Genomic DNA, 12,206 nt, shown 5'->3' with positions numbered 1-12,206 from the left:
AGCTTCCGCATGCGCCGACTCGCCGCGCCGGATGGGCCCCGAGCAGACGCTAGCTTTCAGCGGTTTGTCATTTCAGCGGAGGAGAGAGCGTCATGGCGCGAAATTCGGGACGTTTCACGTTTGATGGTGGCGCTGCCACCTACGTAGGAACGGCTGTTCTTGGACTGCTCATCACAGTTTGCAGCGTGGGAATCTGCTACCCCTTCGCCCTAGTCCTGGTTGAACGTTGGAGAGCCAAGCACTCCTACATCGACGGCCAGCGGTTGGTCTTTACGGGATCCGCGATTGGTCTGTTCGGTAACTGGATCAAGTGGCTGCTGCTGTCGGTCATCACTCTCGGCATATACCTGTTGTGGGTAGGTCCTCGCATAGCTGCTTGGAAGTGGAAGCACACTGACTTCGAGGCCACGGCCGGATACGCAGGGATGACGAACGGCCAAATCACCCGGTAACCGTGGGGGTCCTGTGGCCACCTCATTGACCGCACCGATCCCGCGGAGGATGGTGGATCGAGGGGCATCAGGGGGATGCGTCCGCTCGAGTTGGGGAGGCAGTCATGCCAGGTTCACTCAGTCCGTGGCCGCTCGTGCGCAAGGGGGACCAGGATCACCCGGTCCGCACCTTGCAGGACCTCTTGCGGCAGTCGGGTCATGCGGTCACCGTCGATGGGAACTTCGGACCGTTGACCGACCAGGCCGTCCGCGCGTTCCAGCAGGCCAAGCACCTGACCGTTGACGGAATCGTCGGACCCCTGACGTGGGCCGCGCTCATCGTCACCGTCCGCCGAGGTTCAACCGGCGACGCGGTGCGTGGCGTCCAGGAGGAGTTCCAGTTCCGGAACCTGTCGGGCGACCCCAGCAAGGGACTCGCGGTCGATGGCAACTTCGGGCCCAACACCGAGGCCGCGGTCCGGGGGTTCCAGCAGGCGCTCCACGCCGACATCCCGTCCGTCGTCGTCGACGGGGTCGTGGGACCGATGACCTGGCAGGCGTTGGTCAGCGGGATGCTCTCGTTCTGATCCGCCAAGACTGCGCCCACGAGCCGCGACAACAGAAGCGCGAGGACCCGTGAGCAGGTGGAAGGGTCACGCCGAACCCAGCCACGGCCAACCGCAGCAACACCTGACCCGGCGCCAGCAGGTCGGCGATCCGCGCTGCACTGAGCACTTCGAGCTCAGCCAGCCGCGCGGCATACGCGGCCTCTCCTTGGACCCGCGCGCGCTGGAGCTCCATCGTGTTGTGCCACACCTTTTGTCGCGCTTCGCGCAGGAATCGCTTGGAGGACAACCGGTTCAGTGGTTGGAGCGCCCGATCGAGAAGGGTCGGCGGCGACACTGCGCCGAGCTCGGAGTCCTCCGCAGCGACCCGCGAGGAAAGGACACCGTCGATCCGTTCGTGGTCCCGAGCCCGCCGCGCAACAACGACAGATGAGGCGAAGTCGGCGTCCGGGATCACCGCGAGCAACGCCTGGGGCAGGTCATAGTTGATGTGAGCGTTGATGCCCAGCAGCACGTGCCGGAGCGCCGGCAGGGAAGCGGGCGCCCCGAAGGCCAGCGCCCATGGGCGGGGCACGGCAGGACTTCCGGACAGGTCGAGGTCGAGGGCTGCGAGGTAGAGGTCGGCGAACGCCACGTCCCACCGTTCGACCCAGTCCGGGTCCTCGAAGCAGGCGTCGGCCATCGCAGCAGCCACAGCCAGCGTCGTACGGCGGTACGTCTCGAGGAACACCCGCTGCGTGGCTCGTTCGGGAGGCATCCGGAGGAGTCGGTCATCCATGGCAGCAACCACTGCGGTGATGTCGCGACCGGGCGACGGATGGAGCATCTGACCCCCTGACGAGGTGGCCCTGCGCGACTAGTATCGGCCTCAGGACCGGCAGTTGTCAGCGGCTGCCACGGGCGACTCCGGCCGGGAAGTCAGGTGCGCCGTGCTGGGTCGCCACAGCCTCAGTCGCCACAGTCCGCGCGACTTCGATGCCGTCGCGCTGGGTCGCCTCGAGACGCAGGCGTGGGCGAGCTACTACCGGCGCGAGTGGGTCACCGCCCTGCGCTCGTTCGTCGGGATGGTCGGTGCCGGGTTCGGGCTCGGGCCGCGACTCACGCTCGTCGCCGCGTGGTACGTCCTGCAGGCCAATCGGGCGTGGGCTCCGGTGCCCGACAACGATCCGGACGCTGCCCGGGCCGCGATGCTCGGGTTCTACCGGCTCGTCCTGGCGCACTCGGACCTGACCTTCGACCCCGTCAAGGCCTCGGAGCTGGAAGTGGAGTGGTGGCGCCTGCACCGGTACCGCCAACGCGACCTGCCCGTCACCGCGGAGAGCGCCGCAGCGACGACCGCCGTTGAGGACACAGCCCATGATGACGGGTCCCGCGCCGAGCTCGAGAACGCCCTGGTCGACCTCTACTCCCACGTCTACTCGGCACCGCGCGAGTCGATGGAGGCAGCCCCCCGGTGGCGCGCCGAGGCGATGGACCTCTCGGATGCCTGGGTCGCGGCGGGCTGCGACCTCACGGACCCCCGGCTCGCCGCCGAACGCCGGGCGCTCGTCGCCTCCTACTCCGCCCTCCTCGACGCCGTGAAGCGGCTCGAGGAGGTGGCGACGTGAGCAGCCACAGAGCCCTCGACGACCGTGTCCTGGGCACCACTCGCGCACTCTCCGCCTTCATCGCGCCGTTCCTGCTGGTGGCGTTCGTGATCCTCTACGGGTTCCCCGGGCAGACCGCGCGCCTGTGGTCGTGGCCGATCCAGGCACAGATGACCTCCATGCTGCTCGCGTCGGCGTACCTCGGCGGTTGCTACTTCTTCCTCCGCGTCCTCCTCGTCGAACGACGGTGGGTCGCCGTCCGCGCCGGGTTCGTCTCGGTGGCCTGGTTCGCCACGCTGCTCGGCATCGCCACGGTCATCCACTGGGACAAGTTCGTCCATGACCGGCTCGCGTTCTGGCTGTGGGCCGGGCTCTACTTCACCGCGCCGTTCCTCGTTGCTGCTAGCTGGTTCGCCAACCAGAGGTATGCTGCGCCGCCGGCACCCGACGCTCCTCGCCTCGGTCGGGTCGCCCGGTGGTCCGTGGCCGGGGTGGGCGGACTGGCGGTGCTGACCGGCCTGGTGATGTTCGCAGCCCCGGCACGGGCAGTCACCGTCTGGCCGTGGGCGCTCACGCCATTGACGGCGCGAGTCGTCGGGGCGACGTTCTGCCTGGGCGCGGCCGGCCTCGCCGTGCTGACCGACGACCGTTGGGACACAGTGCGCTTGATGCGACGGGTCCAGCTCGTGATGTTCTCGCTCATCCTCGTGGCCGCAGTCCGCGCCCGGCACGAGTTCCTCACCGACCGCCCGTTGACCTGGGTCATGGGCGCCGGCTTCGCCGCACTCTTCGCGGCGTCGGCGGCCTCGGCCGTGCGCGACCTGCCACGAGGTCAGGCGAAGTCCGCGACGTCCATGCCCAGCAGCACGAAGCCGTAGACCGCGATCGCGAGGTAGAACCCTCTCGCCACCAGGGTGCCCGTCGCGGAGGCCGCGATGCGGTCATGCACGTGCCGACGCACCACCAGCAGGACCGCGAGGGCGGCACTGACGACGAACGGCGTGACCACCAACGGGTTCGCCACCAAGAGAAGAAGCAGGACCAGGGGCAGCCCCCAGGCGTAGCTCCCGCGGCGGGTCCACGAGTCCCGTCGCGCGACCCGGTCGATGGTGACCGAGAGGCCCAGTCCGAAGACCAGGGGCAGCAGGATGAACAGTGCGATGGCGAGGGCCTGTGGCTCCAGCGCCTGGAAGTCGATGCCGTCGCGGTGGATCGTGGCCGCTCCGCCGATTGCGGCACTCGTCACGGCCACGGTGAACCGGCGGAACCAGAGCGGTCCGATCAGCCACGGCGCCACCGCGAGGTACGCAGCGGCCCCGATCACGCCGACCGCGGCGCCGACCACCGCCAGGTTGTACGTGCCGGACAGGGTGAACCTGCCGATGACGAACCCGTCGTCACTGACCACGCCTCGCACGCTGGTGGGCGACGTCAGCCGCAACACGAACATCGCCAGCCGGCCTACGAGACCCGCGCAGACCAGCCCCCATCCGATGCCGGCCACCATGACCACGCGCAGGACCTCGATCAGCTCCTGGGCATAGCTCGGCGCCGGCTCGTCGTCCCACCGACCGTGAACCGAGACGGTGCAGCGCGGGACGTGGTCCGCTGGGGTCGCGCCGGTAGGTGTTCGCGCCGGCCCGGGGGAGGAGGGCTGGAGGTCGGAAGTCATCGTGCCCACCCTTCGTCGCACCTGCTCCCACGGTAGGGCCACCTCCGCAGCAGGTGCGTCCGACCGTTGTCTTAGCCACGCGGCATACGCCCTGAAATGCCCGAAGTGGTCTCAGGGTGACCCCTGAGTGGCCCCTGAGGCGGACCCCCAGAGGCGACGAAAACCGTTGTCCACCATCGGAACCGAGGCCTACCGTTGACGAGGACGGCGCCGGCAGGGGGTGCGACAACGCTAGGGAGAGGTCACGGGCATGGCGCAGACGCGGATGGGGGACGTCGGCTGGTTCGCCAGGTTCCCGTCGTCACGGATGACCAAGTGGTTCGTCGTCGGGTTCTGGTTGGTGGTGCTGGCCGCCGCGTTCGGCCCGGCCGGCAAGCTGCAGGGCGTCCTCAACAACGAGGCCGTCGCGTGGCTCCCGGCGAACGCGCAGTCCACGCAGGTGGTCAAGCAGATCGAGGCGTTCCAGAGCAAGAACGAGTTCCCTGCGGTCATCGTCTACGAGCGGGCGGCCGGGCTCACGGCAGCGGACACGCAGGCCGTGACCGCGCAGGTGGCGAAGTTCGACGCCCTGGCGCCGGTGAAGAACGACAGCGTCGGCCCGATCCCGTCGAAGGACGGCAAGGCGATCCAGGTCATCGTCCCGGTTGACGCGGGCGACGCGGGCTGGGACTCGCTCGGTGCGACGGTCAAGGACCTGCGCACCATCGCCCAGGACCGCCCCGACGGCCTGTCGATGCAGGTGACCGGACCGGTCGGGTTCTCGGCTGACTCCTCAGAGGCGTTCTCGGGCATCGACGGGAAGCTGCTGTACAGCGCCATGACCGTGGTCATCATCATCCTGCTGCTGACCTATCGCAGCCCGGTGCTGTGGCTCATCCCCGTGGTCTCGGCCGGCACCGCGCTCTTCGTCGCGCAGGCCGTCATCTACTTCCTCGCCAAGGACGACACCCTCACCGTCAACGCGCAGAGCTCTGGCATCCTCACCGTCATCGTGTTCGGGGCAGGCACCGACTATGCGCTGCTGCTCGTCGCGCGCTACCGGGAGGAGCTGCGCCGACACGAGGACCGGCACGAAGCCATGGCCTTCGCCCTGCACCGTGCCGGCCCGGCGATCCTCGCCTCCGGGGCAACGGTCATCGCCGGCATGCTGTGCCTGCTCGTCGCGACGATGAACTCCACGAAGGGACTGGGCCCGGTCGCGGCCATCGGCGTCGCCGTGGGGCTGCTCGTCATGCTGACCCTGTTGCCTGCGCTGCTGGTCGTGTGCGGTCGCTGGATCTTCTGGCCGGTGAGGCCGTCGTACGGCTCGGTCGACCACACCCGGGACGGCGTCTGGGCCCGCATCGGCGCCCGGATCGCTCGGGCGCCCCGGCGCACCTGGGTCGTCACCTCGCTCCTGCTCGCGGTCGCCTCGCTGGGCATCTTCCAGCTCAACGCGGTGGGCCTGCAGAACAAGGACGCATTCTACGGGACGCCGGAATCCGTTGTGGGCGAACAGGTTCTGGCGAGGCACTTCCCAGCGGGTGCCGGCTCACCGGTCCTGGTCCTCACGAACGCCGGGCAGGCTGCGGCCGTCAGGACGACCCTGCAGGGGGTGGAGGGCGTCTCGTCGGTCGGTGACCCGGTCACCAAGGGCGGCCGGTCGCTCATCCAGGCGACCCTCTCCGATGCGCCGGACTCCGATGCCGCGACGAAGAGCGTCGACCGGATCCGTGTGGCCATCGCAGGCGTCCCCGGTGCCGACGCGATCGCGGGCGGCGACACCGCCACCCGGGCAGACACCCTCCGCGCGTCCGCCGACGACAACCTGCGGATCATCCCGCTCATCCTCGGCGTGGTGCTGCTGATCCTCGTCCTGCTCCTTCGGGCGATCACCGCGCCGCTGATCCTCATCGGCACCGTGGTCCTGTCCTTCGGTGCGGCCCTCGGACTCTCGTCGCTGATCTTCCGGAACGTCCTCGGGTTCGCCGGGGCTGATTCCTCCCTGCCGCTGTTCGTCTTCGTGTTCCTCGTCGCGCTGGGTATCGACTACAACATCTTCCTCATGACCCGCGTGCACGAGGAGGCCAAGGAGATCGGCACCCGTCGAGGCGCCCTGGTGGGTCTGGCCGCCACCGGGGGCGTGATCACGTCGGCGGGGCTGGTCCTCGCAGGTACGTTCGCGGTGCTCGGGACCCTGCCCGTGGTCTCCTTCGCGGAGATCGGGATCGCGGTGGCCCTCGGGGTGCTGCTCGACACGCTCGTGGTCCGCTCGGTCCTCGTGACTGCGCTCAACCTCGACGCCAAGGGGCGCATGTGGTGGCCCAGCGCGCTGTCGCGCCGTGACGCCGCACTCGACGCCGCCGAACCCGCCAGTCCCGGGGAAGCCGCCGAGGAGGGCACGCCGGCGCTCGAACCTGCTCGCTGAACGGAGTGCTGGGCAGTCGGATTGCTGACCGGGCACGCTTCACGGCTGCTGTGACCGCTTGTCCACAGGAGCGATGTGGCGGCTCGGTTGTCCACAGGAAGGGCGCCTAGGGATTGCTCATGACCAGTCGGTGTGTCTGCGAAAAGTGTTGCAGCACAACGGGACTGGGTCTCTGCTGAGTGGGAGCACTGTCGGTGGCACCGGTTAGTGTTCGTGTATGGAAGCAAGCCCGGGGCTCGAGCAGCGACGCGAACACATCGCGGCTGCTAGGGAGCTGCTGACCGGGATCGCGGACTCGCTCTGGCAGGTCCCGGGCAGCGGTGGGCTCGGTGAGCTGCTCGGTGAGGTCGATGCCCTCAGCGCGTCGTGCGACGCGGCCAGGGTCGCCATCGTCAGCGAGGCCATCGAGCGAGGGGACACTTCTGATGGTTCCGCGGCGATGACGGTGACGCAGTGGGTCCGGCACCATGCGCCGTCGACGCGTGCAGGGGGTGCAGGACAGCTCGTCGCTGTTGCTGTCGCCTTCGCCAAGCCGTGCAACCAGCCGATCAAGGAGGCCGTGGACGCTGGACGACTCCCCGTCCGTTCGGCCGCGGTGGTGGTGGCAGAGGCGGACCGTCTGCGACCTGCCCTGGCCGATGGTGCCGAGCCCCACGTGCTGGAGGGCCTGATCGACATGGCCGCGGAGCACGGGCCGCGCGGCTGCCGCCTGGTACGCCCGGCCCTGCTGGCGAGGTACGGCCAGGACGGTGAGCTCCAGCTGCAGCAGGACGTCGCCCGGCGGTTCGTCGCCTTGTCGCAGCCCGTGGAGGACGGCACCGGGACAGCTGAGTACCGGCTCGTGCTCGATGTCGCCGGCAAGGCCGTGCTCGAGGCGGCACTCGGACCCCTGTCCTCACCCAGGCCCGTCGACGGGGAACGCGATCTGCGCGGGTCGGAGCAGAGGCGGGGCGAGGCGCTCCTGGCGTTGGTGGGTCGAGCGGTCGCCGCGGGTGAGGGGGTGGGGCCCCACACGAAGACCCAGCTGATCGTGACCATGGACTGGGACGCCCTGGCCAGCGGAGTTCGCGGCGCCGGCATCGTGATCGGCGGTCCGGAGTCGGGGACGATGCTGGCGCCGGGGACGGTGCGCCGCCTCGCCTGCAACGCCTCCGTGGTCCCGTTGGTGCTGGGATCGGCGGGGGAGGTGCTCGACCAGGGTCGGGCAGTGCGCTTCTTCACCCCGGCCCAGACGCGGCGACTGTGGCTGAGAGACGGCGGCTGCACCTATCCCGGGTGCTCGATGCCGCCCCACTGGACGGATGCCCATCACCTGCTGCACTGGGCCGACTTCGGGTCGTCCGACCTGGGCAACGCCGCGCTGTTGTGCGAGCGGCACCACACGACCGTGCACAGCCGGCGCCTGGCCGGGCGCGTGGTCCGTGACGATGCCGGTGAGTGGGTGGAGTGGGACCTGACGCTCGGCAGCTATGACCAGCTGTTGGCGCAGCGCGCCGCGCAGGAGCCGGCGTGACCCCGCCCCGGACCCTGCCCCTGACCGGGCGGGGCCTCAGCCGTGCCAAGGCCCCGCCGACGCCGGGGACGAGCCGAGGGCTGGGACCGGACGAGCGGGCCCGGGCCGCGCGGCATACGGTTGAAGCATGGAATTCCGATACCTCGGCAACAGTGGTCTCAAGATCTCAGAGATCACCTACGGCAACTGGCTCACCCACGGCTCGCAGGTCGAGAACGACGTCGCCACGCAGTGCGTGCGCGCGGCTCTCGACGCGGGCATCAGCACGTTCGACACCGCCGACGTCTACGCCAACACCAAGGCGGAGACCGTCCTCGGCGACGCCCTCAAGGGCGAGCGGCGCGAGAGCCTGGAGATCTTCACCAAGGTCTACTGGCCGACCGGTCCCGGTGGGAAGAACGACACCGGCCTGTCCCGCAAGCACATCATGGAGTCGATCAACGGCTCGCTGCAGCGACTGCAGACCGACTACGTCGACCTCTACCAGGCGCACCGGTACGACACCGAGACGCCGCTCGAGGAGACGATGACGGCGTTCGCCGACGTCGTCCGCCAGGGCAAGGCGCTCTACATCGGCGTCAGCGAGTGGACCGCCGACCAGATCCGCGAGGGTGTGAAGCTCGCGAAGGAGCTCAACATCCAGCTCATCTCGAGCCAGCCCCAGTACTCGATGCTCTGGCGCGTCATCGAGGACGAGGTCGTCCCCACGAGCAAGGAGCTCGGGGTCAGCCAGATCGTCTGGAGCCCCATCGCCCAGGGCGTGCTCACCGGCAAGTACCAGCCCGGCCAGAAGCCGCCGGAGGGTTCGCGCGCCGCGGACGAGAAGGGCGGCGCGGACATGATCAAGCGGTTCATGAACGACGACGTGCTCACCCGCGTCCAGAAGCTCAAGCCCATCGCCGACGAGGCGGGCCTGTCGATGGCCCAGCTCGCCGTCGCCTGGGTCCTCCAGAACGACAACGTGGCCGCCGCACTCGTCGGCGCCTCGCGCCCCGAGCAGGTGCACGAGAACGTCAAGGCAGCCGGCGTGAAGCTCGAGGCCGGTCAGCTCAAGGCGATCGACGACGCCCTCGGCGACATCGTCGAGCGTGACGCCGCCAAGACCAAGGAGACCGCGCCCCAGTCGCGCGTCGCCTGAGTCCCCGGCTCAGCACCACGACGCAGGTATGCCGCGGGGCGGCCGGACATCGTCCGGTCGCCCCGCGGTCGTCCGGGAGCGGGCCGTCACCGGGTGAAGCAGGGACCCGACCCGAGCTGCCGCAGGCCCTCGAGGTCGCCCTTGCCGAACTGTGTCCGACCCTGGTCGCTCTCGTACATGATCTGGCTCTTCGCAGGGACGTGATCCAGCCCGACGAGGTGACCCAGCTCGTGCATCGCGATCGAACGGGCGTTCGCCCACCCGTCACCGCTGGTCAGGATGTCGTTGAAGGCCGGCCCGTCGAAGTCCACGATCCCGCTGACGTAGTGCCGGTCCTGGGCGCCGACGGAGCTGGCCTCATCCGGTCCGGCCAGCCCGACGACCGTGCCCTTCAGCCGCGGCACCACGCCGGGGTCGGTCCACGAGACGAGCACCGGGGACCAGCGGTTGCCGTACCTCGCCTGGTCCACCGTCGGCCGGTCCTCCGACGGCCGCTCGTCCGTCGGTCCCTCGATCACGAACTGCAGCCCCGTCGCGAGGCTCACCTGGCTCGCAGCCTCGGTCAGCAGACGGTCGGCGCCGGGCGGAGCGGACGCCGCGTTGACCACGAGGTGGATGGGGCGGCACGGGTCCCACGCCACGGGACGGCTCGCGTCGTCGCTGACACGGTTGAGGAAGGCGTAGTCGGTCGACGCCGATCGCTGGACCGGCGGGCGGCCCAGCGGCGTGTTCTTCGCGTCAGCCGGCACCGGTGGCCACAGGACCGCAGAACCGGTGGCGTCATCGCCGCCGCCCAGGGGCATGCCTGACACCGGGGCGGCCGCGGGCAGCCCGCTGCTGCCGTGGGTGACACCCGGGGTGGATGCCCCGGAGGAGTACCTGCCCAGCAGGGCGGGGATGCCCAGCAGCACGACCCCCACGATCACGATGGTCACCAGCAGCGACACCGCGGTCCTGGGGCCTTCGCCACCGCTCTGCCGACGAGGTCGCTTCGGGGATCTCGGGCCTCTGGGAGAACCGCTCCACTCTGCGACGACCGTGGTCGCGGGGGAGGCGTAGGCACCCGAGGGGCCGGGGGAGAGAAGGGCAAGCTGCTCAGGCCACTCGGTCGTGTCGCGACGGCGCCGTGGACGGGGCCGACCCGCCTGCACGTCGGTCAGACACCAGAGACACACCGGTGTGGGGTCCGTCCCGAGCTGGCCGGCCCGTTCGCCCGCGAGGAGCGGCTCGCCGCAGGCGCACTGCGACGGCCGTGCGACGTGGATCATCTCCACGGGTTCGTCGGTCCCCACTGCCCCTGCCCCCACATCCCTGCCGAACTCGTCGCCAGATCGTAGGTCGACGAAGGTGGGCCGCGCCGGGAATCGGGACAAGTCGAACCGGTGGTTCACAGTGCCCCCTACGAGGACCGCCGGGATCACCATGAAACCCCACCTTTCGGTTGAACTTGAACCGAAGGACGCACACCGAGCTCGACGAGGCGGCACCATCGCGGCCGTGGGAAGTCCAGGGGGCAGTGCCGACGAGCACGCGAAGCAGCTGATCGACGAAGCCGGCAAGTGGGCGGCCGGCGCCGAAGGTGAGCGGAGAGTCGCCGCTGCCCTGGAGTCCTTGCCGTCCGGCTGGACGGTCGTTCACGACCGGCTGCTGCGGCCGGGCCGCTCGGAGGCCAACCTCGACCACATCGCAGTCGGGCCGACCGGGATCTTCCTCATCGATGCCAAGAACCGCGCGGGGCGCGTGACGGAGCACGAGGGCGGTCTGTTCCAGCATCGGGTGCGTGAGGGACGCACCGAGACGGTGAGCCTCGCGGCAGAGCTGAAGAAGGTCCACGGCATGGCGGCCTACATGGCTGCCGAGGCGGACCGGCCGGTGACGCCCGTCCTCTGCCTGGCAGGATCACGTGCCGCGGAGTTCGGCGAACCTCGCATGGTGCGTGGTGTCTGGGTGGTGCCCGTCACGGCGTTGGCCGGGTGGCTGAGGGCTCGCCCCGCGGTCATGACGTCGGAGGATGTGCCCTCGGTGGCGACCCGGGTCATCACCGACTTCCCTTCGACCACGACTGATCCCACCCTTCTTGCCGCGATGGCTGCCGCAGCCACGAGTGGAAAGGCCCAGGCCCGTCACTCGACCCGCACACCGCGGCCTGTGCGTCCTGGACCAGCACGGTCGCTGCCGACACGACAGCCCCGCCGGGTCCCGAGGTTCGTGCGAAAGCTGGTCCGGTTGACCCTCGGCCTGCTGGTGCTTGCTGCGTCCGTCCTCTTCCTGGCCAAGCTTCCCGCCATCCTCACTGCGGGAGTGGAACGTCTGGCAGGCTCCGGCAACCCGCCTGCAGCAACAGCCGGGCCCGCAGGGACTGCCCCTGACGCATCCGTCGCCACTGCGAAGTCGAGTCAGCCCAAGGCCACCAAGCCAGGTGCAGCCACGCCCAAGCCCGCGAAGCCCAGCTCCTCCAAGCCCAAGGCCGCACCGAAGCCGCTCGGGCCTCCGGACTGCGCCGACGCGTCGGCCGCCGAGGTCAAGGCCGTCATCCACCGGACGGTTCATCCAGTGGTGACGAGCCAGGGATGTGCATGGGGAACGCGGCTTGACGACCCCTCGACGGTGCTGGTCACCATCAATGTCTTCTCGTCGCATGAGGCCTGGGACACCAACCTGGCAACATCAGCAAAGCAGAAGAGGGTCGTGTTCTCTGGTGGCTACGACGCGGCCTACCGGCCCGCCACGACCGTTACGGTCGCTGCTGGGCAACCCATCCTCCAAGGATCGAAACCTGTCCGTGCGCGCTCTGACATCGTTGTGAAAGTGGCGACCGACAAGCTGGGTATCTCGGACGATCGGGCCCGAGCGATGGCCGTGGCCATCGCCGCCAGGGCGAACGGCTGACCTT

11 protein-coding genes are annotated in these 12,206 nt (G+C 69.4%); 8 read left to right on the top strand and 3 right to left on the bottom strand.

What is annotated here, in order from left to right; genetic code table 11:
• The first annotated feature begins 92 nt into the window (after positions 1 to 92).
• Together ASC58_RS01220 and ASC58_RS01215 are read left to right on the top strand one after the other, a co-directional pair.
• Positions 93 to 452: a DUF898 family protein gene (locus ASC58_RS01220; RefSeq protein ID WP_056918130.1), complete on the top strand. Its 360-nt coding sequence runs from the start codon at positions 93 to 95 to the stop codon at positions 450 to 452.
• A gap of 104 nt (positions 453 to 556) precedes the next feature.
• Entirely contained in the window at positions 557 to 1,018 is a 462-nt protein-coding gene (locus ASC58_RS01215) for a peptidoglycan-binding protein (RefSeq protein WP_056918129.1), read from the top strand.
• On the opposite strand, the gene ASC58_RS01210 is transcribed toward ASC58_RS01215, so the two are convergent.
• Positions 996 to 1,823 carry a DUF5995 family protein gene (locus ASC58_RS01210; RefSeq protein ID WP_255353200.1) on the bottom strand — a complete coding sequence of 276 codons (828 nt, stop codon included), beginning with the start codon at positions 1,821 to 1,823 and terminating at the stop codon, positions 996 to 998. The genes ASC58_RS01215 and ASC58_RS01210 overlap by 23 nt on opposite strands.
• Positions 1,824 to 1,926: 103 nt before the next feature.
• Between ASC58_RS01210 and ASC58_RS01205 the strand changes: the two genes are divergently transcribed.
• A complete protein-coding gene (locus tag ASC58_RS01205) occupies positions 1,927 to 2,604 on the top strand; it encodes a hypothetical protein (protein WP_235529040.1) in 678 nt (225 codons plus the stop codon).
• The gene (locus tag ASC58_RS01200; RefSeq protein WP_056918128.1) at positions 2,601 to 3,461 is read left to right on the top strand and encodes a hypothetical protein; all 861 of its coding nucleotides are present in this window, start codon (positions 2,601 to 2,603) and stop codon (positions 3,459 to 3,461) included. The genes ASC58_RS01205 and ASC58_RS01200 overlap by 4 nt, the downstream gene beginning before the upstream one ends.
• On the opposite strand, the gene ASC58_RS01195 is transcribed toward ASC58_RS01200, so the two are convergent.
• Positions 3,416 to 4,255 (bottom strand): hypothetical protein, encoded by an 840-nt coding sequence (locus tag ASC58_RS01195; RefSeq protein ID WP_157598323.1) that lies wholly within the window; start codon positions 4,253 to 4,255, stop codon positions 3,416 to 3,418. The two genes, ASC58_RS01200 and ASC58_RS01195, sit on opposite strands and share 46 nt — an antisense overlap.
• Before the next feature lie 250 nt (positions 4,256 to 4,505).
• Here ASC58_RS01195 and ASC58_RS01190 point away from each other — a divergent pair, with 250 nt between their 5' ends.
• The 3 genes from ASC58_RS01190 to ASC58_RS01180 all read left to right on the top strand — a co-directional run bounded on the left by ASC58_RS01190 (position 4,506) and on the right by ASC58_RS01180 (position 9,313).
• Entirely contained in the window at positions 4,506 to 6,662 is a 2,157-nt protein-coding gene (locus ASC58_RS01190; RefSeq protein ID WP_082552824.1) for an MMPL family transporter, read from the top strand.
• A 217-nt stretch (positions 6,663 to 6,879) separates the two neighbouring features.
• The gene (locus tag ASC58_RS01185; RefSeq protein ID WP_056918126.1) at positions 6,880 to 8,175 is read left to right on the top strand and encodes an HNH endonuclease signature motif containing protein; all 1,296 of its coding nucleotides are present in this window, start codon (positions 6,880 to 6,882) and stop codon (positions 8,173 to 8,175) included.
• 127 nt (positions 8,176 to 8,302) lie between these two features.
• A complete protein-coding gene (locus ASC58_RS01180; RefSeq protein WP_056915008.1) occupies positions 8,303 to 9,313 on the top strand; it encodes an aldo/keto reductase family protein in 1,011 nt (336 codons plus the stop codon).
• Between the two features lie 86 nt (positions 9,314 to 9,399).
• Here ASC58_RS01180 and ASC58_RS21215 read toward each other — a convergent pair whose 3' ends face one another.
• Positions 9,400 to 10,260, bottom strand: a complete 861-nt coding sequence (locus ASC58_RS21215) for a matrixin family metalloprotease (protein WP_056915007.1) — start codon at positions 10,258 to 10,260, stop codon at positions 9,400 to 9,402.
• Positions 10,261 to 10,735: 475 nt separating this feature from the next.
• Here ASC58_RS21215 and ASC58_RS01170 point away from each other — a divergent pair, with 475 nt between their 5' ends.
• Positions 10,736 to 12,202, top strand: a complete 1,467-nt coding sequence (locus ASC58_RS01170; RefSeq protein WP_082552822.1) for a nuclease-related domain-containing protein — start codon at positions 10,736 to 10,738, stop codon at positions 12,200 to 12,202.
• Positions 12,203 to 12,206: the final 4 nt, after the last annotated feature.

The sequence above is a fragment of the Phycicoccus sp. Root101 genome (genome assembly GCF_001426245.1).
GTDB lineage: Bacteria > Actinomycetota > Actinomycetes > Actinomycetales > Dermatophilaceae > Pedococcus.
This window is presented reverse-complemented; position numbering and strand designations above follow the sequence as displayed.

Bases quoted from the DNA above. Each gene is read 5' to 3' on its own strand.
- ASC58_RS01220 (WP_056918130.1), top strand. From the start codon at position 93: ATGGCGCGAAATTCGGGACGTTTCACGTTTGATGGTGGCGCTGCCACC.
- ASC58_RS01215 (WP_056918129.1), top strand. From the start codon at position 557: ATGCCAGGTTCACTCAGTCCGTGGCCGCTCGTGCGCAAGGGGGACCAG.
- ASC58_RS01210 (WP_255353200.1), bottom strand. From the start codon at position 1,823: ATGCTCCATCCGTCGCCCGGTCGCGACATCACCGCAGTGGTTGCTGCC.
- ASC58_RS01195 (WP_157598323.1), bottom strand. From the start codon at position 4,255: ATGACTTCCGACCTCCAGCCCTCCTCCCCCGGGCCGGCGCGAACACCT.
- ASC58_RS01190 (WP_082552824.1), top strand. From the start codon at position 4,506: ATGGCGCAGACGCGGATGGGGGACGTCGGCTGGTTCGCCAGGTTCCCG.
- ASC58_RS01185 (WP_056918126.1), top strand. From the start codon at position 6,880: ATGGAAGCAAGCCCGGGGCTCGAGCAGCGACGCGAACACATCGCGGCT.
- ASC58_RS01180 (WP_056915008.1), top strand. From the start codon at position 8,303: ATGGAATTCCGATACCTCGGCAACAGTGGTCTCAAGATCTCAGAGATC.
- ASC58_RS01170 (WP_082552822.1), top strand. From the start codon at position 10,736: ATGAAACCCCACCTTTCGGTTGAACTTGAACCGAAGGACGCACACCGA.